Source organism: Pseudomonas sp. WC2 (assembly GCF_050586545.1).
Classification (GTDB): Bacteria; Pseudomonadota; Gammaproteobacteria; order Pseudomonadales; family Pseudomonadaceae; genus Aquipseudomonas.
This window is the reverse complement of the sequence record NZ_JBOBDR010000005.1, coordinates 220,162-239,376: the sequence shown is the minus strand read 5'-3', so window position 1 is coordinate 239,376 and position 19,215 is coordinate 220,162. Positions and strand designations below refer to the sequence as shown.

The following is a 19,215-nucleotide window of genomic DNA, read 5'->3' as shown; positions in this document are numbered from 1 at the left end:
GCCTCAATAGAGAGGGTGCGTCGACTATTGCATTCGCGAGCAGGCTCGCTCCCACAATGAGTCCGCTGTGCGTCATGGGTTGAGGCGGCAGCCTTGGCGTTCGCTCAACCACTGGGCGCGGTTGCTGCGGCCCATGCCGCTGACCGTAATGGTTTTGCTGGCGGGGTCATCGGTGAACTGGCTGGTCGGCAGCCACTGTTTCACGTAGCCACGGCAGTACTTGGCGTCGTTGTTCATCACGTACCGGCACGAACAATATTCCTTGGCGGTGTAGGCACTGATGATGTCCGGGAAAGCCCACAGGTTTTCGCGTTCGTAGACAATCCAGCCCAGCAGAAGAACTAGCAGCAACAGCAAAAAGCGCTTCATGGCCGCACCGCCTTCAGCACACGTTTGAGCAACTCGTTATGACGGTAGCTGCCATCGCGATCATCGCCATAACGGACGATCACCAGTTTCTCGCTGGGAATCACATACAGCGCCTGCCCCCAGTGGCCGAGGGCGGCGAAAGTGTCGGGCGGTGCATCGGGCCACGGCAATGCTACGCCATCGGCCGGGCGATTGAGCCACCACTGTCCGCCGGGCACGGCTTCGTCCTGATGGGCCTTGTAACCGGCGAACGGTTTCAGGTTGAACGCGAGCCAATCCTTGGGCAGCAACTGCTGGTCATCCCAACGCCCGTCGCGGGCCATCAACAGCCCGACTCGCGCCAGATCGCGCGCGGTGAGATAGGCGTAAGACGAGGCGACAAAGGTGCCCGTCGCATCGGTTTCCCATACGGCGTGGTGAATGCCCAGCGGCTCGAACAAAGCCGTCCACGGATAATCCGGATAGCGCTGCGGGCCGACGATATTTTTCAGTGCGGCGGCGAGCAGATTGCTGTCGCCACTGGAATAACGGAACGCCTCACCCGGTTTCGCATAGGTGCCGTGCTCGGCAGTGAACGCGGCCATGTCGCTATGACCTCGGGTATACAGCATCGCCACCACCGAGGATTTCAGCGGGGCGTATTCGTAGTCTTCCTGCCAGTCGATACCGGAGGCCCAGTGCAACAGATCGGCGATTTTTATCTGCGGGTGTTTAGCGAGTGCCGGGTAGAACTTCGCGGCGGGGTCTTCGAGCTTGAACAGGCCTTCGCCGTACGCCACACCGAGCACGGTCGCCATCAGGCTTTTGCTGATCGACCAGGTCAGGTGCGAGGTTTGTGCGGTGGTCGCGCCGGCGTAGCGTTCGTAAATGATCTGGCCGTCGCGGATGATCAGCAAGGCGTCGGTGCGGATGCCTTGGCGGGTGGAGTCGTCGCGGGGTGGGAAGGCGTAGTTTTCCAGTGCCTCGGTATGGATGATCTTTGGCCCGGTTGGCCATTCTTCGCCCGGCCATTGTTCGGCCTGGACGGTGAAGCTGATCAGCAGGAGAAACAGCGACAGGCCTTTGCACATGGTGAGGGCTCTTGGGGAAAACCTGCTGAGACTAGCCGGGGTTGATGACAGATGTGTGGTGATGCTGAGGCCGCCTTCGCGAGCAGGCTCGCTCCGACAGGGGGACCGCGTTTGTTCAATTGAAATGCGATCAAACGGTGGGAGCGAGCCTGCTCGCGAAGGGGCCGCTCAGGCCAACGCCAAAGCCTTGGCCAACCGCTTGGCCCGAGCCCCTGCGGCCAACTGCATCACACCCTGATCGCGCCGCCACATCTGCGCCCACTCCGAATCAGCCAGCGCCAGATCAACCTCAACCTTTAGCGCATCAAACTGCGCAAACAACCCACCCAGCAACACATGCCCCGCCGGATTGTTCGGCGCCTGCCGGCTCGCCTCGGCACACCCGGCCAACAGCGCCAGCAAACGCAATTGCAGCGGCTGCGGCCAGTCGCTGTCCTGCCCGACGCCATACAACCACGCGGTCATCGCGCTCAGCACATAGACATCTTCCAGCGTGCGAAACGGCTTCACATAAGCATCCCAACCATCCCCCGCCAGCAACTCACACAACGCGCCATCCAGCAGCAACCGGCCATGGCTGATGTCCGGCATCAACGGCAGCGCCGGCAGTTTTTCCACGGTCACGCCGGGTTCGCCGGGATACACCACCGCCAGACTCAGGCGCGGGGTTTCGCCGGGTTCTTCGCTGCGCGCAGCAATCAACAGCCAGTCCGCCGCATCGCCGGCGGTGACGAAATCCTTGCGTCCACTCAAGCGCAAATCGCTGAGCCGCGTCTGCATGTCCGCCGGGCGCAAGCTGCGCTGTTCGGTCGCACACAATGCGCCAAGGCTCAGCGGCGCACTCGGCCACAGCATGCGCAATGCCGCTTGGTATCCGACCAGAAACGCCAACCCCGGCGTCGCCATCCGCCGCCCGCCCGCGACCGCCAATTCGAACGGGGTGACGTTGCCCAGTTGCTGCAACAACGTCGCAAAAACCTCGGCGAGGTCAGCAACGGCGGGCAATCGGTCACGGCTGTGCAGCAGATCTGGCCAGGGCATAAGAGGCTCCTCGTGGGCTGTCATATAAGCATCACCGAACGTTCATGGCGATGACACCGGGGCTACATAGCCTGACTTTGCACAACACGGCTGCATAAAGAAAGTCGATCGGCTGCAACCCACGACGGGTTCAAGGCCCGTACGGAGATTCACATGACTCAGATCGCCCGCATCAGCGACACCGGCAATGAACGCCGTCTGCAAGCCGAACGCCTGATCGGCGCCGAGGCCTTGCAGCAAGCCCAAGCCTTGCGCTTCAACGTCTTCAGCGGCGAGTTCAACGCCAAGCTGAAAGGCGCGGAACTGGGTCTGGACATGGATGACTATGATGTTCACTGCAGCCACATCGGCGTGCGTGATCTGAACACCGGCCGTTTGGTGGCGACCACGCGTTTGCTCGACCACACCGCCGCCAGCAGTCTCGGCAAGTTCTACAGCGAAGAAGAATTCAGCCTGCACGGCCTCGCGCACCTACAAGGCCCGATCCTCGAAATCGGCCGCACCTGCGTTGACCCGGCGTACCGCAACGGCGGCACTATCGCCGTGTTGTGGGGCGAACTGGCCGAAGTGTTGAATCAGGGTGGCTACAGCTATTTGATGGGTTGCGCGAGCATCCCGATGCAGGACGGCGGCATCCAGGCCCACGCGATCATGCAGCGTCTGCGCGAACGCTATCTGTGCACCGAACACTTGCGCGCCGAGCCGAAAAATCCGCTGCCGACGCTGGATATTCCATCGAACGTAATCGCGGAAATGCCGCCGCTGCTCAAGGCCTATATGCGTCTGGGCGCGAAGATCTGCGGCGAGCCGTGCTGGGACGAAGATTTCCAGGTCGCCGACGTGTTCATCCTGCTCAAGCGCGACGAACTCTGCCCACGCTACGCCAAACACTTCAAGGCGGCGGTGTGATGAGCCGGTTGCGCGTGTACGCGCGGATCGCGCGGGTGCTGCTGGTGGTGTCACTGGGCTTGACCATGGCCAGCGTCTTCGGGGTTTTCGAACGCATTGGCCTGGCGCATTCGATGGAGCGACGTCAGCGTTGGTCGCGCTTCTTCATGGCGCGCTTGAGCAACGCCCTGCCCTTTCGCGTGACCGTGCACGGTGAGCTGCCGAAACAGCCGATGCTGTGGGTGAGCAATCACGTTTCATGGACGGATATTCCGCTGCTCGGCATGCTCACGCCGCTGTCGTTTCTGTCCAAGGCCGAAGTGCGCACCTGGCCGGTGGCCGGTTGGCTGGCGGCGAAGGCTGGCAGTCTGTTTATCCGACGCGGTTCGGGCGACAGCCAGTTGATCCGCAAACAGATGACCCGTCACCTGCAAACCGATCACGCGTTGCTGATGTTCCCGGAAGGCACCACCACCGATGGCCGCTCGCTGCGCACCTTTCATGGTCGCTTGCTGGCGGCGGCGATTGATTCCGAAGTGATGCTGCAACCGGTGGCGATCCGTTATCTGCGTGATGGCGAGATCGATGGGCTGGCGCCGTTCATTGGCGACGATGATTTGCTCTCGCATCTGATGCGTTTGTTCAGCAATGATTGCGGCGATGTTGAAGTACACCTGCTCAAGCCGATTGCCTGTCAGGGCCGTGAGCGCGCGGCATTGGCGTTTGAGGCGCAGCAGGCGGTGCAGAAGGCGTTGTTTGGTGAAGTGGCGAAACCCGCCGAACCGCGTCGAGCCGGCGAATTGATTGCCGCCTGAAATACAAAAGCCCCTGTGGGAGCAGGGCTAGCTCCCACATTAGATTTTCGGTGTCTGTGGGTTTTGCGCGAAATCCTGAAGATGTGGGTAGAAGAGCCGGAAGTCTTCGCTCAACGGCTCGTACAACCGGCGCAATTCCTCCATCGCCCCCGCCAGTTCTTCGGGCCGGCTCAAGCGCCGCGAGATCCCGCGCAACACCTGTTCCAGCACTTCAAATTCCTGATACGAACCCAGCCAGTCATTGGCGACCATGTGCGGCGCAATCTTCGCTAAGCGCTCGGGCAACTGCCGCTCGTGAGTCAGCACCCGATAAACGTCAGCGGTGAAAACCTCCAGCGGCCGATCGGCGTACAGCGTCCAGTCCCGAGCCAGGCAATGATCGAAAAACACATCGAGCACGATCCCGGCATAACGCCGCCGTGTCTCGGTAAACCGCCCCAAGGCGACATCCACCAGCGGGTGGCGATCGGTGAACACGTCAATCCGTCGATGCAGATGAATGGCCGCTTCCACCTCCGGCGCGAACTGCCCTTGCAGCCGGCCTTTGACGAAATCGCCATACAGGCTGCCGAGCAACTGACCGGGGCGCTGGCCACCGAGGTGCAAATGTGCGAGATAGTTCATGGGCGCAGCTTAGCACCGCGTCTTGCAATCGACACCTCACCATATCGTTATAACCCGATATACCGATTTATGTGGCCTTCATACCAAAATCATATTGGTATATCGCGAAGTGCCGATTTAAAGTTCGCCTCATCGCGATATAGCGTTTTACACAACCGAGCCCCACTGCCATGAACCTCGACCTCGACGAAATAATAAAAGCCCTGGCGCACCCAGTACGACGAGACATCCTCAACTGGCTGAAAGACCCGAAAGGCGAATTCCCGGAACAGTTGCACAACCACGAGTACGGCATCTGTGCCGGGCAGATCGATCAGCGCTGCGGCCTGTCGCAGTCGACCGTTTCTGCACACCTCGCGACGTTGCAAAGGGCCGGGCTGATCAGCAGCCAGAAGGCCGGTCAATGGCACTTCTTCAAACGCAACGAGGACGTGATCCAGGCGTTCCTCAGCACACTCAGTAAAGAGCTCTGACCCTTCACGTCAGCCAGCCCACAAGGAAACCCGCATGCCCCTCTCGCTACTCATCCTCGCCTTGAGCGCCTTCGCCATCGGCACCACCGAATTCGTCATCATGGGCCTGCTGCCCAATGTGGCGGCTGACCTCGGTGTGTCGATCCCCGGCGCCGGCTGGCTGGTGACCGGTTACGCCCTCGGCGTGGCCATCGGTGCGCCGTTCATGGCCATGGCCACCGCCAAACTGCCGCGTAAAGCGGCACTGGTGGCGTTGATGGGCATCTTTATCGTTGGCAACCTGCTGTGTGCGATTGCCAGTGATTACAACGTGCTGATGTTTGCCCGCGTGATCACTGCGCTGTGCCACGGTGCGTTCTTCGGTATCGGTTCGGTGGTGGCGGCCAATCTGGTACCGGCCAACAAGCGTGCGTCGGCGGTGGCCTTGATGTTCACCGGTCTGACCCTGGCCAACGTACTGGGTGTGCCGCTGGGCACTGCACTGGGTCAGCAATACGGCTGGCGCTCGACCTTCTGGGCCGTGACCGTCATCGGCGTGATCGCGCTGATTGGCCTGATCCGCTTCCTGCCGGCCAAGCGTGACGAAGAGAAACTCGACATGCGCGCCGAACTCGCGGCTCTCAAAGGCGCCGGGATATGGCTGTCGCTGAGCATGACCGCGCTGTTTGCTGCTTCCGTCTTCACCCTGTTCACCTACGTCGCGCCGCTGCTTGGCGAAGTCACCGGGGTGTCGCCGCGTGGCGTGACCTGGACGCTGATGCTGATCGGCCTCGGCCTGACCGTCGGCAACATCATCGGCGGCAAACTCGCCGACAAAGGCATGGCCGCGACGCTGATCGGCGTGTTCATCGCCATGGCCGTGATCTCCACCGTGCTGAACTGGACCAGCGTCGCGCTGATCCCGACTGAAATCACCCTGTTCCTCTGGGCCACCGCGTGTTTCGCCGCCGTGCCGGCACTGCAAGTCAACGTGGTGACCTTCGGCAAAGCCGCACCGAACCTGGTGTCGACCCTGAACATCGGCGCGTTCAACGTCGGCAACGCCCTTGGCGCCTGGGTCGGCGGCAGCGTCATCGCCCACGGCTACGGCCTGACCAGCGTACCGCTGGCCGCCGCTGCGCTGGCCGTGCTGGCGCTGGTGGTGACCCTGATTACTTTTCGTCAGAACGGCAACGCCGATCTGGCCCCGGCAACCAACTGATTAACTTTCACTTACGAGGGTTGTAGACATGGCAACTATTTTCGATCCAATCAAACTCGGCGACGTCGAACTGGCCAACCGCATCATCATGGCCCCACTGACCCGCTGCCGCGCCGACGAAGGCCGCGTGCCGAACGCGCTGATGGCTGAATATTACGTGCAGCGCGCTTCTGCCGGCCTGATCCTCAGCGAAGCCACGTCGGTGACGCCAATGGGCGTTGGCTACCCGGACACCCCGGGCATCTGGTCCAACGATCAAGTGCGTGGCTGGGCTAACGTCACCAAAGCCATTCACGGTGCGGGCGGCAAGATCTTCCTGCAACTGTGGCACGTGGGTCGCGTTTCGCACCCGTCGTACCTCAACGGTGAAGCGCCAGTCGCACCGAGCGCGATCCAGCCAAAAGGTCACGTCAGCCTGGTCCGTCCAATGGCCGACTACCCGACTCCGCGCGCACTGGAAACCGCTGAAATCGCCGACATCGTCGACGCCTATCGCACTGGCGCCGAAAACGCCAAAGCCGCCGGTTTCGATGGCGTGGAAATCCACGGCGCCAACGGCTACCTGCTTGACCAGTTCCTGCAAAGCAGCACCAACCAGCGCACCGACAGCTACGGTGGCTCACTGGAAAACCGTGCGCGTCTGCTGCTGGAAGTGACTGACGCAGCGATCGAAGTTTGGGGCGCTGGCCGCGTGGGTGTGCACCTGGCACCGCGCGCTGACTCCCACGACATGGGCGACGACAACCTGGCGGAAACCTTCACCTACGTCGCACGTGAACTGGGCAAGCGCGGTATCGCGTTTATCTGCTCCCGTGAGAAAGATGGCGCCGACAGCCTCGGCCCGCAACTGAAAGAAGCGTTCGGTGGCCCGTACATCGCCAACGAAAAATTCACCAAGGACAGCGCCAACGAATGGCTGGCCAGCGGCAAGGCTGACGCCGTGGCGTTCGGTGTGCCGTTCATTGCCAACCCAGATCTGCCGGCGCGTCTGAAGGCTGATGCACCGTTGAACGAAGCGCGTCCAGAGCTGTTCTACGCGAAAGGCCCGGTCGGTTATATCGACTACCCGACGCTGTAACGCATACCGCAGAAACACAAAAGCCCCCGACTCTCACGAGTCGGGGGCTTTTTTATTCCAAGCAACTAAACTTTCAACCGCAACACAGGGAAACCTTTTTAAACTTCCCGATAACCGTAATACGCTCTAACTTTAGAACACCGCCAACAACACCAACCTGCATATCAGGCATTCTTTATTATCTGGCGGAAACCAACTACTCAAGGAAGAAAACATGAACAACCCGAAACTTATTACAACACTCGCATTGGCCGCAACTTTCACTTTCGCTGCACTTTCGGCAAAAGCCGAGCCGACAGTCATCACCTTCACCATTGACAATAAAACCGAGCACGCCATCACTAGCTCGGTGCCCGGAGCCGAGCGCGTCGAACCCAATAGCAGCAAGACCTTCAGCTATGCCCAGGACTTGCGGATTGCCGATATGCGTGACGGTAGCAAAAGCGGCTTCGGCCGAGGCGTCGCTTTTATACTGGGCGATAAGATTTGTGGCTTCAATGCGAACATCGATCTAAGCAAAGTTAACAACCACATCAATGTAGAACGTCAAACCAAGAGCGAATCGCTGGGTAAACAACCAGTCGGCTGCATGATCGAACTCGCTGAGGAATCACAGAAAACGCCATACAACTTCAACACCAAATTGGTAATGGTAGATTTCGCCACATAAAACAGAAATGTATTCTGGACACTATTGAGTGTCCGCTTACGCCCTGTCTTTTAACAAGACGGGGCTTTCGTCATCTAGCATCTTATCAAAACAGACTTTCGCGGCGAGCGCCCTATTCGCCGCTGCTGCCCGAGGCAATGCCTTCGAGCATCGAAAGCACCAGTGGCATTGAGGCATGCGCACACGGCTTCACAACAACGACACAAATTCCCTACAAAATGCGTAGCTCGCTACGTTTAAACTCTCCGCCGCGCATCTACATAAAGGCAGGCCAATTGACATAAGCTGTGCCAATTACGCATTTTGTTTCATTTGCGCAGGCTGGGGCTCAGGCGCAGCATATCCAGCCCTGTATCGACCCAGCGCTCGGCCTCGGCATGCAGCTCAAAACTGTCTGGTGCCAGAAGCCATCCATACAGAAGGCCATCGATGTAGGCGTGAATGCTGATGGCCGCACGGGCAGTGTCGAGATCTTCCGGCAACTGGCCACGATTCACCGCATTACGCAGGGTCAGCCCGATGCGCTCATTGCAGTCGAGACTGGCCACCCGGCGCTGCTGGCGCAAATCGCACATTTCATCGGTGAACTCGCACTTATGAAACAGAATTTCGTTGATGCGGCGGGTCTTCGGGTCCAGCGCAACTTGATGAAACAAATGAATCAGCAACTGGCGCATGCAGCCCAGCGGATCGAGTTCATCCTCGCTCTCACTGGCCTTGGCCAGTTCATCCAGCGGCTCATGCAGGGAATCGAGCATGGCCTGAACCAGATCGGCCTTGTTGCTGAAATGCCAGTAAATGGCGCCGCGCGTCACGCCGGCCATCGTCGCGATATCCGCCAGAGTCGTCCGGGCGACGCCCCTTTCATAAAAAGCTTTCTCCGCCGCTTCCAGAATCTGGCTACGGGTTTCTTGAGCTTCCTCTTTGGTACGACGGACCATGGCAGTAAAACCTCAAACAGGATGTTTCAGGGATGGCTGAATATCCGCTGAATAAAGTGGGGGCGATCTCTCATGAATCGGCTCCCCGGCCTACAATTTCTAACCTTGCGACGTATTTTGTAACGGGGTGGATACGACGCCAAGGTGTTTACAAACAACCATGAACGTAAGTATATTACTTAGCAAGCTACTTATCCACCCGGTACCCTTTTTTTACCCTTACACACTTCTTGTGCGCTCTTTGCGCGCCTGACCCGAGGATCTTCATGCAATTCAAGCCAGCTGTTACCGCTCTGGTCACTGCCGTCGCCCTGGCATCGCTGCTCAGCGGATGTAAAAAGGAAGAAGCGGCACCGGCCGCTCCGCCCCCTCAGGTCGGCGTCGTCACCCTGCAACCACAAGCGTTTACCCTCACCTCCGAGCTGCCAGGTCGCACCAGTGCGTTCCGCATCGCTGAAGTGCGCCCTCAGGTCAACGGCATCATTCTCAAGCGTCTGTTCAAGGAAGGCGCCGATGTCAAAGCCGGCCAGCAGCTGTATCAGATCGATCCGTCGGTCTATGAAGCGACCCTGAAAAGCGCCGAAGCCAACCTGCGTTCGACCAAGTCGATCTCCGACCGCTACAAGCAGCTGGTCGACGAGCAAGCCGTGAGCCGTCAGGAATACGACACCGCCGTGTCCAACCGCATGGAATCGGAAGCGTCGCTGCAGACCGCACAGATCAATGTGCGTTACACCAAGGTTTATGCACCGATCTCCGGCCGTATTGGCCGCTCTTCGGTCACTGAAGGTGCGCTGGTCAGCAACGGTCAGGCCGACGCGATGGCAACGATCCAGCAACTGGACCCGATCTACGTCGACGTGACCCAATCTTCGGTTGAGCTGCTGGAACTGCGCCGCGAACTGGAAAGCGGTCGTCTGCAAAAGGCCGGTGACAACTCGGCAGCGGTCAAACTGACCCTGGAAGACGGCAGCCAGTACAAGCTCGACGGTAAGCTGGAATTCTCCGAAGTCACGGTCGACCCGACTACCGGTTCGGTGACCCTGCGTGCGGTGTTCCCGAACCCGGATCACACCCTGCTGCCGGGCATGTTCGTCCGCGCCCAGTTGCAGGCCGGCGTCAATGCCGCCGCCATTCTGGCGCCGCAGCAAGGCGTGACCCGCGACCTCAAAGGCACCCCGACCGCTCTGGTCGTCGGCGCCGACAACAAGGTTGAGCTGCGTCAGCTCAAGGCCAGCCGCACCGTCGGCAGCCAGTGGCTGATCGAAGACGGCTTGAAGGCGGGCGACCGTCTAATCACCGAAGGGCTGCAATACGTGCGTCCAGGTGTTCAAGTGAACCCGACCGAAGCCACCAATGTAGGCAACAAGAACCCGGCCCCCGCTCAGGCAGCTGACAAAGCCGCCGGCGGCAAAGGGGAGTAATTCATGTCAAAATTCTTCATCGACCGTCCGATTTTCGCCTGGGTAATTGCCCTGGTGATCATGCTGGTCGGGGCACTTTCGATCCTGAAACTGCCGATCAACCAGTACCCGAGCATTGCCCCACCGGCCATTGCGATCTCCGTGACCTACCCGGGCGCTTCGGCGCAAACCGTGCAGGACACCGTGGTTCAGGTGATCGAGCAGCAGCTCAACGGTATCGACAACCTGCGTTATGTGTCCTCGGAAAGTAACTCCGACGGCAGCATGACCATCACCGCAACCTTCGAGCAAGGCACCAACTCCGACACCGCGCAGGTACAGGTTCAGAACAAGCTGAACCTCGCCACCCCGCTGTTGCCGCAGGAAGTGCAGCAACAAGGTATCCGCGTGACCAAGGCAGTGAAGAACTTCCTGCTGGTGATCGGCGTGGTGTCGCGTGACGGCAGCATGACCAAGGACGACCTGTCCAACTACATCGTGTCGAACATGCAGGATCCGATCTCGCGAACCGCCGGTGTCGGTGACTTCCAGGTCTTCGGTGCCCAGTACGCGATGCGCATCTGGCTCGACCCGGCGAAGTTGAACAAGTACAACCTGACCCCGGGCGATGTCAGCACCGCGATCTCGGCACAGAACGTCCAGGTGTCTTCCGGTCAGCTCGGCGGCTTGCCGGCGCTGCCTGGCCAGCAACTGAACGCCACGATCATCGGCAAGACCCGTCTGCAGACGGCCGAGCAGTTCAAGGCGATCCTGCTGAAGGTTAACCAGGACGGCTCGCAAGTGCGTGTCGGCGACGTCGCTGACGTCGGTCTGGGCGGTGAAAACTCGAGCATTTCTGCGCAGTTCAACGGCAGCCCGGCGTCTGGTCTAGCGGTCAAACTGGCCAACGGTGCCAACGCCCTCGACACCGCCAAAGCACTGCGCAAGACGATTGACGACCTCAAGCCGTTCTTCCCGCAAGGCATGGAAGTGGTGTTCCCGTACGACACCACTCCGGTGGTGACCGAATCGATCAAAGGTGTGGTTGAAACCCTGGTCGAAGCGATCGTGCTGGTGTTCCTGGTGATGTTCCTGTTCCTGCAGAACTTCCGCGCCACGGTCATCACCACGATGACGGTGCCAGTGGTATTGCTGGGTACATTCGGCATCCTCGCGGCGTTCGGTTTCAGCATCAACACTCTGACCATGTTTGGTATGGTGCTGGCCATCGGTTTGCTGGTGGACGACGCCATCGTTGTGGTGGAAAACGTCGAGCGGGTGATGAGCGAAGAAGGCTTGTCACCGAAGGAAGCGACCAAGAAGTCCATGGGCCAGATCCAGGGCGCACTGGTCGGTATTGCCCTGGTTCTGTCGGCGGTACTGCTGCCGATGGCGTTCTTCAGCGGTTCCACCGGTGTGATCTACAAGCAGTTCTCGATCACCATCGTTTCCGCCATGGCCCTGTCGGTACTGGTTGCGCTGATCTTCACCCCGGCGCTGTGCGCCACCATGCTCAAGGCTATTCCGAAAGGCGAGCACGGCACGCCGAAGAAAGGTTTCTTTGGCTGGTTCAACCGCAACTTCGACCGTGGCGTGCAGAGCTACGAGCGCGGTGTCGGCAACATGCTGTCGCGCAAAGCGCCGTACCTGCTGGCCTACTTGCTGATCGTGGTCGGCATGATCTGGCTGTTCACCCGCATTCCAACCGCGTTCCTGCCGGAAGAAGACCAAGGCGTACTGTTCGCCCAGGTGCAGACCCCGGCCGGTTCGAGTGCCGAGCGTACTCAAGTGGTTATCGACGAAATGCGCAGCTACCTGCTGGATAAAGAGGCAGGCGCAGTGTCCTCGGTGTTTACCGTGAACGGCTTCAACTTCGCCGGTCGCGGTCAGAGCTCTGGCCTGGCGTTCATCATGCTCAAGCCGTGGGACGAGCGTAACTCGGACAACAGCGTGTTTGCCCTGGCCCAACGTGCCCAGCAACACTTCTTCAGTTTCCGCGATGCCATGGTGTTTGCCTTCGCCCCGCCAGCGGTACTGGAGCTGGGTAACGCCACCGGTTTCGACGTGTTCCTGCAAGACCGTGCCGGTATCGGTCACGACAAGCTGATGGAAGCGCGTAACCAGTTCCTCGGCCTCGCCGCGCAGAGCAAGGTGCTCTATCAGGTGCGTCCGAACGGCCTGAACGATGAACCGCAATACCACCTGGAAATCGATGACGAGAAAGCCCAGGCCCTTGGCTTGAGCCTCACCGACATCAACAGCACGCTGTCGATCTCTTTCGGTAGTAGCTACGTCAACGACTTCATCGACCGTGGTCGCGTGAAGAAGGTTTACGTGCAAGGTCAGGCCGGTGCTCGCATGAGCCCTGAAGACTTGAAGAAATGGTATGTGCGCAACAACGTCGGGACCATGGTGCCGTTCTCCGCGTTCGCCAAAGGCGAGTGGATCTACGGTTCGCCGAAGCTGGCCCGTTACAACGGCGTAGAGGCGATGGAAATTCTCGGTTCTCCGGCGCCGGGTTATTCCACCGGTGACGCGATGGCCGAAGTCGAAGCGATTGCCAAGAAGCTGCCGGCGGGTGTCGGTATCTCCTGGACCGGTCTGTCCTATGAGGAACGTCTGTCCGGCTCGCAAGCACCGGCGCTGTACGCCCTCTCGCTGCTGATGGTGTTCCTGTGTCTGGCGGCACTGTACGAGAGCTGGTCGATTCCGATCGCGGTTATGCTCGTAGTACCGCTGGGTATCATCGGTGCGCTGCTGGCCACCAGCCTGCGCGGTCTGTCCAACGACGTGTACTTCCAGGTGGGCCTGTTGACGACCATCGGTCTGGCGGCTAAAAACGCCATTCTGATCGTCGAGTTCGCCAAGGAACTGCATGAACAGGGACGCAGCCTGCGTGATGCGGCGATCGAAGCCTGCCGCATGCGTTTGCGTCCGATCATCATGACCTCGCTGGCCTTCGTCCTCGGTGTTGTACCGTTGGCGATTTCCACTGGCGCAGGTTCAGGCAGTCAACATGCGATCGGTACGGGCGTGATTGGCGGTATGCTCACGGCCACGATCCTGGCGATCTTCTGGGTCCCACTGTTCTTCGTTACGGTTTCGTCCATCGGCAAGCGTAAAGTCGCTGACGAGGATGAGACGACTGAAACTCCTAAAGAGGCTGGCCAATGAGCAAGTCGCTACTCTCCATCGCAGTCGCCGCCTTCGTGCTGAGCGGTTGCTCGCTGATACCTGACTATCAGCAGCCTGAGGCTCCGGTCGCAGGTCAGTACCCGCAGGGGCCGGCGTATTCGCCGGCCCAGGCTCCGGCGCAGGCCGCTGCCGAGCAGGGCTGGAAGCAGTTTTTCCATGACCCGGCGCTGCAACAGCTGATCCAGGTTTCCCTGGAAAACAACCGCGACCTGCGTGTCGCGGCGCTGAACATCGATGCCTATGCGGCTCAATACCGCATCCAGCGTGCCGATCTGTTCCCGGCGGTTTCGGCTAACGCTGCTGGCAGCCGCCAGCGCCTGCCGGCCCGTGCCTCGCAGACCGGTGAAGCGGGCATTACCAGCTCCTATTCCGCCACCGTTGGCATCAGCGCCTACGAACTCGACCTGTTCGGTCGGGTTCGCAGCCTGAGCGAACAAGCCTTGCAACAATACTTCGCCACGGAAGAAGCGCGCCGCAGCACCCAGATCAGTCTGGTCGCCAGCGTCGCCAACGCTTACCTGACCTGGCAAGCGGACAAGGAACTGCTGAAGCTGACGCAAGACACCCTCGGTGCCTTCGAAGAAAGCCTCAAGCTGACCAGCCGCAGCAACGAAGTCGGTGTGGCCTCGGCACTGGATCTGGCGCAGTCGCGCACGTCTGTGGAAAACGCCCGTGCGCAACTGGCGCGTTACACCCGCCAGGTCGCACAGGACGAAAACAGCCTGACCCTGCTGCTCGGCACCGGCATCCCGGCCAACCTGCAAGCGGCCAAACCGCTGTCCGATGACCTGCTCAGCGACGTACCGCCGGGCCTGCCTTCGGACCTGCTGCAACGCCGTCCGGACATCCTGCAAGCCGAGTACAACCTGAAAGCGGCCAACGCCAACATCGGCGCGGCCCGTGCCGCGTTCTTCCCGAGCATCAGCCTGACCGCCAACGCGGGCAGCCTGAGCCCGGACCTGTCCGGCCTGTTCAAGGGTGGCTCGGGGACATGGCTGTTCGCGCCGCAGATCAACCTGCCGATCTTCAATGCTGGCAGCCTGCGCGCCAGCCTCGATGCCGCCGAGATCCAGAAGGACATCGGCGTGGCGAACTACGAGAAGTCCATTCAGACGGCCTTCCAGGAAGTCGCCGACGGCCTGGCCGCCCGCCAGACCTACACCGAGCAGCTGCAAGCGCAGCGTGACTTCGTTCAGGCCAACCAGGATTACTACCGCCTGGCCGAACGTCGTTATCGCATCGGCGTCGACAGCAACCTGACCTTCCTCGATGCCCAGCGTCAGCTGTTCAGCGCGCAACAAGCCCTGATCACCGACCGCCTCGCGCAGCTGACCAGTGCGGTCAACCTGTACAAGGCACTGGGCGGTGGCTGGAATGCGCAAACCGCGCAGAACGAACCGCTGAAAGAAGAAGCACCGAAGATGAAGTTGTTCTGATCATCATCGAGTGAAAACGAGAAGCCCACCGATTGGTGGGCTTTTTGTTGCCTGTCAGAAAGTTGTGGTGTCTGGGCTCGCGAAGAGGCCCTCACATTCACGCAAAAATCCGCCTCAATCTTGCGTTCGATAATCGCCCAAAACCCGCTTTTCCCAATTGAATCCAAACATCTGCCCCCCGCACCATTCGCTCAACAAAATCAATAACATCAGGTTCGACACCATGCTCCCGCGCCCTGCTCCGTCCGGCTGATCGCCGCCGCTTCACGCCCTGAATCCATGCATTTCTGCACCGTAAAAAACGGCCGCAGCGCCCCCGTTCGTCCTAAAAAAACAAGAGAGACCCGAGCCCATGACCACCTCCCCTGCGCCCTACGCACTTCCGGGCCTGATCGCCCTCGCTTTGGCCGGCATTGCGCTGCCCGCTGCGGCTGAAGAAGCCGGTTTCGTCGAAGGTGCCAAGGTCAACCTCAACCTGCGCAACTTCTACATCAACCGCAACTTCACCAACCCGACCAAAGCCCAAGGCAAGGCTGAAGAGTGGACGCAGAACTTCATCCTCGACGCCAAATCCGGGTTCACCCAAGGCACCGTCGGTTTCGGCATGGACGTGTTGGGTTTGTACTCGGTGAAACTCGATGGCGGCAAAGGCACCGGCGGCACCCAATTGCTGCCGCTGGATCGCGATGGACGCCCGGCAGACAACTTCGGTCGCACCAACGTCGCCTTCAAGGCCAGGCTTTCCCAGACCGAAGTGAAGGTCGGCGAGTGGATGCCGGTGCTGCCGATCCTGCGCTCGGATGATGGTCGCTCCCTACCGCAAACCTTCCGTGGCGGGCAGATCACGTCGAAGGAAATCGACGGCCTGACCCTTTACGGCGGCCAGTTCCGCGCCAACAGCCCGCGCGACGACAGCAGCATGACGGACATGTCGATGACCGGAAAAGCAGCGTTCACCTCTGATCGTTTCAACTTTCAGGGCGGCGAATATGTGTTCAACGACAAGCGCACGCAGATCGGCGTGTGGAATGCCCAGCTCAAGGACATCTACAGCCAGCAATACGTCAATCTGATCCATAGCCAGCCTGTCGGCGACTGGACCCTCGGCGCCAATCTCGGTTTCTTCTACGGCAAGGACGACGGCAGCGCCCGCGCCGGCGATCTGGATAACAAGACCTGGTCCGGCCTGCTGTCGGCCAGACACGGCGGCAACACCTTCTACGTCGGTCTGCAAAAACTCACCGGCGACAGCGCCTGGATGCGGGTCAACGGCACCAGTGGCGGCACCCTGGCCAACGACAGCTACAACGCCAGTTACGACAACGCACAGGAACGTTCCTGGCAGTTGCGCCACGACTACAACTTCGCCGCCATGGGTGTGCCCGGCCTGACGTTGATGAACCGCTACATCAGCGGCGACAACGTACACACCGGAACCATCACCGACGGCAAGGAATGGGGCCGCGAGTCGGAACTGGGCTACACCGTGCAGAGCGGCGCGCTCAAAGACCTCAACGTCAGATGGCGCAACTCGACCATGCGTCGTGATTACAGCAATAACGAGTTCGACGAGAACCGCTTGATCGTCAGCTATCCGATCAGCCTGTTGTAAAACACTGATGTTTCCCTGTGGGAGCGAGCCTGCTCGCGAAAGCGATTTATCAGTGACATTTAAAGTGCCTGACACACCGCTATCGCGAGCAGGCGAAGGCCTACAGGGGATCTGTGCCATTGGTCAGGAGAAGTGGCGCTTCGCCGACTGCCGGGTAAAGTGAAAAAACCTGAAAGACTCAGGCGCTTCACCCTGCCCTTCCGTCGTCGTTGTTGGTCCTCAAGTCGTGCACCAGGTTGTCATCGGAAGACACCCCCGATCACTGGAGGACCGCCTCATGATCACCCGAGTCAAACCCGCCCCCGACTGGGACGCCAAGGCGTACCAGCAGTTTTCCCGTCTCAGGCGACGCCCGATCAATGAATTGCTCGACCGCGTCGACCTGCAAAATCCCGAAACCATCATCGACCTCGGCTGCGGCACCGGTATTGCCACGCAATTGCTGGCCGAGCGCTGGCCGCAGGCGCAATTGCAGGGCATCGACAGCTCAGCGCAGATGCTGGAGCAGGCCCGGTGCCTGCCGATCAAGGCCTTGTGGCGGCACTGCGACCTGCTCGACTGGCAGTCGGAACAACCGGCGGATCTGTTATTCGCCGCCGCCGTGCTGCACTTCATCGACGGCCACGAAACATTACTGCCGCGCCTGCTCGGCCAGCTCAATCCGGGCGGCTGTCTGGCCGCGCACATGCCGGATTGGCGCGACGCGTTGTGGTATCGACTGATGCTCGAAACCCTCGATGATGGCGGTATCGGCGGCACGCCATTGGGCACACCCGAGCTGCGCCAGCGCATGGCCGCGCGACCGTTGCTGGCGCTGGAGGATTACTACCGCTTGCTCGCGCCGATGACGGAGTCGCTGGATATCTGGGAGACCGAGCAATTACAGGTGGTTGACGGTAAATCGCCGGTGTATGACTGGGTGAAGGTCTCGGCGCTGCGGCCGGTGATGCAGGCGTTGAGTTCAGCAGAACAGGCGCGGTTTATTTATCACTTTCTGATGCGGGTGCACGAGGAGTATCCGCAGGAGGCGGACGGGCACACGTTGTTTGCGTTCAAGCGGGTATTTATTGTCGCCAGGGTTTGATTCGTCACGGCCACTACCGCTTTCGCGAGCAGGCTCGCTCCCACAGGGAAATGCATTCCAATGTGGGAGCGAGCTTGCTCCGGGCGGCGATCCGACGAAAGCGTCAGAAGGGGCGACAATTATTCGCGGGATTCGACTCCTAGCTCATCCCACACCGCTTCGGCCAAATGAAACGTCGCATTCGCCGCCGGAATCCCGCAGTAGATCGCGCTCTGCATGATCACTTCTTTGATCTCGCCTCGGCTCACCCCATTATTCGCCGCCGCGCGCAAATGCAGTTTCAGCTCGCCTTCACGGTTCATGCCGATCAGCATGGCGATGGTAATTAAACTGCGGGTGTGCCGCGGCAAGCCCGGGCGCGTCCAGATATCGCCCCAGGCATGCCGGGTAATCATCTCCTGGAACTCCGAGTTGAACTCGGTCAGGGTGGTCAGGCTGCGATCGACATGCGCATCGCCCAACACCGCGCGGCGTACCTGCATGCCGTCGTCGTAACGTTGTTTCTCGTCCACGAAAATCCCCTTATCAGGCGTTTAGAAACGCCAACACACGATCACTGAAATCAGCACCGGCCTGCACGTTGGACAGATGCGCCGCATAGAACTCGGCGTACTCGGCGCCGCGCACGTGCTCCTGAATGAAATGCCCACCGGCCGGCGGTGTCACTGCATCTTCGGTGCCGGCAATCACCAGCAACGGCACGTTGATCGAGGCCAGTTGCTCGCGGAAATCGGCATCACGCACCGCTGCGCAATTGGCTGCGTAACCTTCAGGCGAAGTCGCTGCGAGCATGTCGGTGATCTGCTTGGCCGCCGCCGGATGGGCCGCGGAAAAATCCGGGGTAAACCAGCGGGCAATCGACGCATCACGCAGAGCAACCATCGCCGCAGCACCATCGCGCAGCACGGTTTCAATGCGTGGGTTCCACACCGATGGATCACCGATTTTTGCCGCCGTGTTACAGACGATCAGCTTGTGCAGACGATGCCCGGCATTGATCCCCAGCCACTGGCCAATCAAGCCGCCCATCGACAGCCCGCAGAAATGCGCTTGCTCGATGTGCAGCGCATCCAGCAAGCCGAGCACGTCGTGACCGAGTTGCTCGATGCTGTACGGCCCCCGCGTCACCAGCGACTTGCCATGGCCACGGGTGTCGAAACGCAGCACGCGGAAATGCTCGGTAAATGCCGGCATCTGCGCGTCCCACATGTGCAGATCGGTGCCCAGCGAGTTGGACAGCACCAGCACCGGTGCATCGACCGGGCCCTCGATTTGATAGTGCAGTTCGCCATCGGCGAGTTGAACGAAAGCCACA

18 protein-coding genes are annotated in these 19,215 nt (G+C 60.1%); 11 read left to right on the top strand and 7 right to left on the bottom strand.

What is annotated here, in order from left to right; genetic code table 11:
* Nucleotides 1–72: 72 nt before the first annotated feature.
* The 3 genes from ACQ4OE_RS08360 to ACQ4OE_RS08350 form a co-directional block, all read right to left on the bottom strand.
* Entirely contained in the window at nt 73–369 is a 297-nt protein-coding gene (locus ACQ4OE_RS08360; protein ID WP_430946331.1) for an amidase, read from the bottom strand.
* The gene (locus ACQ4OE_RS08355) at nt 366–1,439 is read right to left on the bottom strand and encodes a serine hydrolase domain-containing protein (RefSeq protein ID WP_430946330.1); all 1,074 of its coding nucleotides are present in this window, start codon (nt 1,437–1,439) and stop codon (nt 366–368) included. Before ACQ4OE_RS08355 ends, ACQ4OE_RS08360 begins: the two co-directional genes overlap by 4 nt.
* A 168-nt stretch (nt 1,440–1,607) precedes the next feature.
* Nucleotides 1,608–2,480, bottom strand: coding sequence for an acyl-CoA dehydrogenase (locus tag ACQ4OE_RS08350; RefSeq protein WP_430946329.1), 873 nt, complete (start codon nt 2,478–2,480; stop codon nt 1,608–1,610).
* 153 nt (nt 2,481–2,633) lie between these two features.
* On the opposite strand from ACQ4OE_RS08350, the gene olsB reads away from it, so the two are divergent.
* Nucleotides 2,634–3,389 (top strand): L-ornithine N(alpha)-acyltransferase, encoded by a 756-nt coding sequence (gene olsB / locus ACQ4OE_RS08345; protein ID WP_007916280.1) that lies wholly within the window; start codon nt 2,634–2,636, stop codon nt 3,387–3,389.
* A complete protein-coding gene (locus ACQ4OE_RS08340; protein ID WP_175555137.1) occupies nt 3,389–4,183 on the top strand; it encodes a lysophospholipid acyltransferase family protein in 795 nt (264 codons plus the stop codon). Before olsB ends, ACQ4OE_RS08340 begins: the two co-directional genes overlap by 1 nt.
* Before the next feature lie 39 nt (nt 4,184–4,222).
* Here the strand turns inward: ACQ4OE_RS08340 and ACQ4OE_RS08335 are convergent, their stop codons facing one another.
* Nucleotides 4,223–4,807, bottom strand: a complete 585-nt coding sequence (locus tag ACQ4OE_RS08335; protein ID WP_430946328.1) for an ACP phosphodiesterase — start codon at nt 4,805–4,807, stop codon at nt 4,223–4,225.
* Nucleotides 4,808–4,977: 170 nt separating this feature from the next.
* On the opposite strand from ACQ4OE_RS08335, the gene ACQ4OE_RS08330 reads away from it, so the two are divergent.
* From ACQ4OE_RS08330 to ACQ4OE_RS08315, 4 genes are all read left to right on the top strand, one after another.
* A complete protein-coding gene (locus ACQ4OE_RS08330; RefSeq protein ID WP_016771327.1) occupies nt 4,978–5,280 on the top strand; it encodes an ArsR/SmtB family transcription factor in 303 nt (100 codons plus the stop codon).
* Between the two features lie 34 nt (nt 5,281–5,314).
* Nucleotides 5,315–6,481: an MFS transporter gene (locus ACQ4OE_RS08325; protein ID WP_430946327.1), complete on the top strand. Its 1,167-nt coding sequence runs from the start codon at nt 5,315–5,317 to the stop codon at nt 6,479–6,481.
* A gap of 28 nt (nt 6,482–6,509) precedes the next feature.
* Nucleotides 6,510–7,559, top strand: a complete 1,050-nt coding sequence (locus tag ACQ4OE_RS08320; RefSeq protein WP_430946326.1) for an alkene reductase — start codon at nt 6,510–6,512, stop codon at nt 7,557–7,559.
* Between the two features lie 214 nt (nt 7,560–7,773).
* On the top strand, nt 7,774–8,229 hold the full coding sequence (locus tag ACQ4OE_RS08315) for a hypothetical protein (RefSeq protein ID WP_430946325.1): 456 nt from the start codon (nt 7,774–7,776) through the stop codon (nt 8,227–8,229).
* Nucleotides 8,230–8,537: 308 nt separating this feature from the next.
* Here the strand turns inward: ACQ4OE_RS08315 and emhR are convergent, their stop codons facing one another.
* The gene (emhR, locus tag ACQ4OE_RS08310) at nt 8,538–9,170 is read right to left on the bottom strand and encodes an efflux system transcriptional repressor EmhR (RefSeq protein ID WP_122591597.1); all 633 of its coding nucleotides are present in this window, start codon (nt 9,168–9,170) and stop codon (nt 8,538–8,540) included.
* Nucleotides 9,171–9,436: 266 nt separating this feature from the next.
* On the opposite strand from emhR, the gene ACQ4OE_RS08305 reads away from it, so the two are divergent.
* The 5 genes from ACQ4OE_RS08305 (at nt 9,437) to ACQ4OE_RS08285 (ending at nt 17,900) form a co-directional block, all read left to right on the top strand.
* Complete coding sequence (locus tag ACQ4OE_RS08305) at nt 9,437–10,594, top strand: efflux RND transporter periplasmic adaptor subunit (RefSeq protein WP_122591595.1); 1,158 nt, start codon at nt 9,437–9,439, stop codon at nt 10,592–10,594.
* A 3-nt stretch (nt 10,595–10,597) separates the two neighbouring features.
* On the top strand, nt 10,598–13,747 hold the full coding sequence (gene emhB / locus ACQ4OE_RS08300; protein ID WP_430946324.1) for an efflux RND transporter permease subunit EmhB: 3,150 nt from the start codon (nt 10,598–10,600) through the stop codon (nt 13,745–13,747).
* Nucleotides 13,744–15,204, top strand: a complete 1,461-nt coding sequence (emhC, locus tag ACQ4OE_RS08295) for an efflux RND transporter outer membrane subunit EmhC (RefSeq protein ID WP_430946323.1) — start codon at nt 13,744–13,746, stop codon at nt 15,202–15,204. Before emhB ends, emhC begins: the two co-directional genes overlap by 4 nt.
* A 352-nt stretch (nt 15,205–15,556) precedes the next feature.
* Nucleotides 15,557–16,816 (top strand): OprD family porin, encoded by a 1,260-nt coding sequence (locus tag ACQ4OE_RS08290; protein ID WP_430946322.1) that lies wholly within the window; start codon nt 15,557–15,559, stop codon nt 16,814–16,816.
* A gap of 277 nt (nt 16,817–17,093) precedes the next feature.
* A complete protein-coding gene (locus tag ACQ4OE_RS08285; RefSeq protein WP_430946321.1) occupies nt 17,094–17,900 on the top strand; it encodes a methyltransferase domain-containing protein in 807 nt (268 codons plus the stop codon).
* Nucleotides 17,901–18,019: 119 nt separating this feature from the next.
* On the opposite strand, the gene pcaC is transcribed toward ACQ4OE_RS08285, so the two are convergent.
* Nucleotides 18,020–18,412 carry a 4-carboxymuconolactone decarboxylase gene (pcaC, locus tag ACQ4OE_RS08280; protein WP_008080096.1) on the bottom strand — a complete coding sequence of 131 codons (393 nt, stop codon included), beginning with the start codon at nt 18,410–18,412 and terminating at the stop codon, nt 18,020–18,022.
* A 13-nt stretch (nt 18,413–18,425) separates the two neighbouring features.
* Nucleotides 18,426–19,214, bottom strand: coding sequence for a 3-oxoadipate enol-lactonase (gene pcaD / locus ACQ4OE_RS08275; RefSeq protein ID WP_430946320.1), 789 nt, complete (start codon nt 19,212–19,214; stop codon nt 18,426–18,428).
* Nucleotide 19,215: the final 1 nt, after the last annotated feature.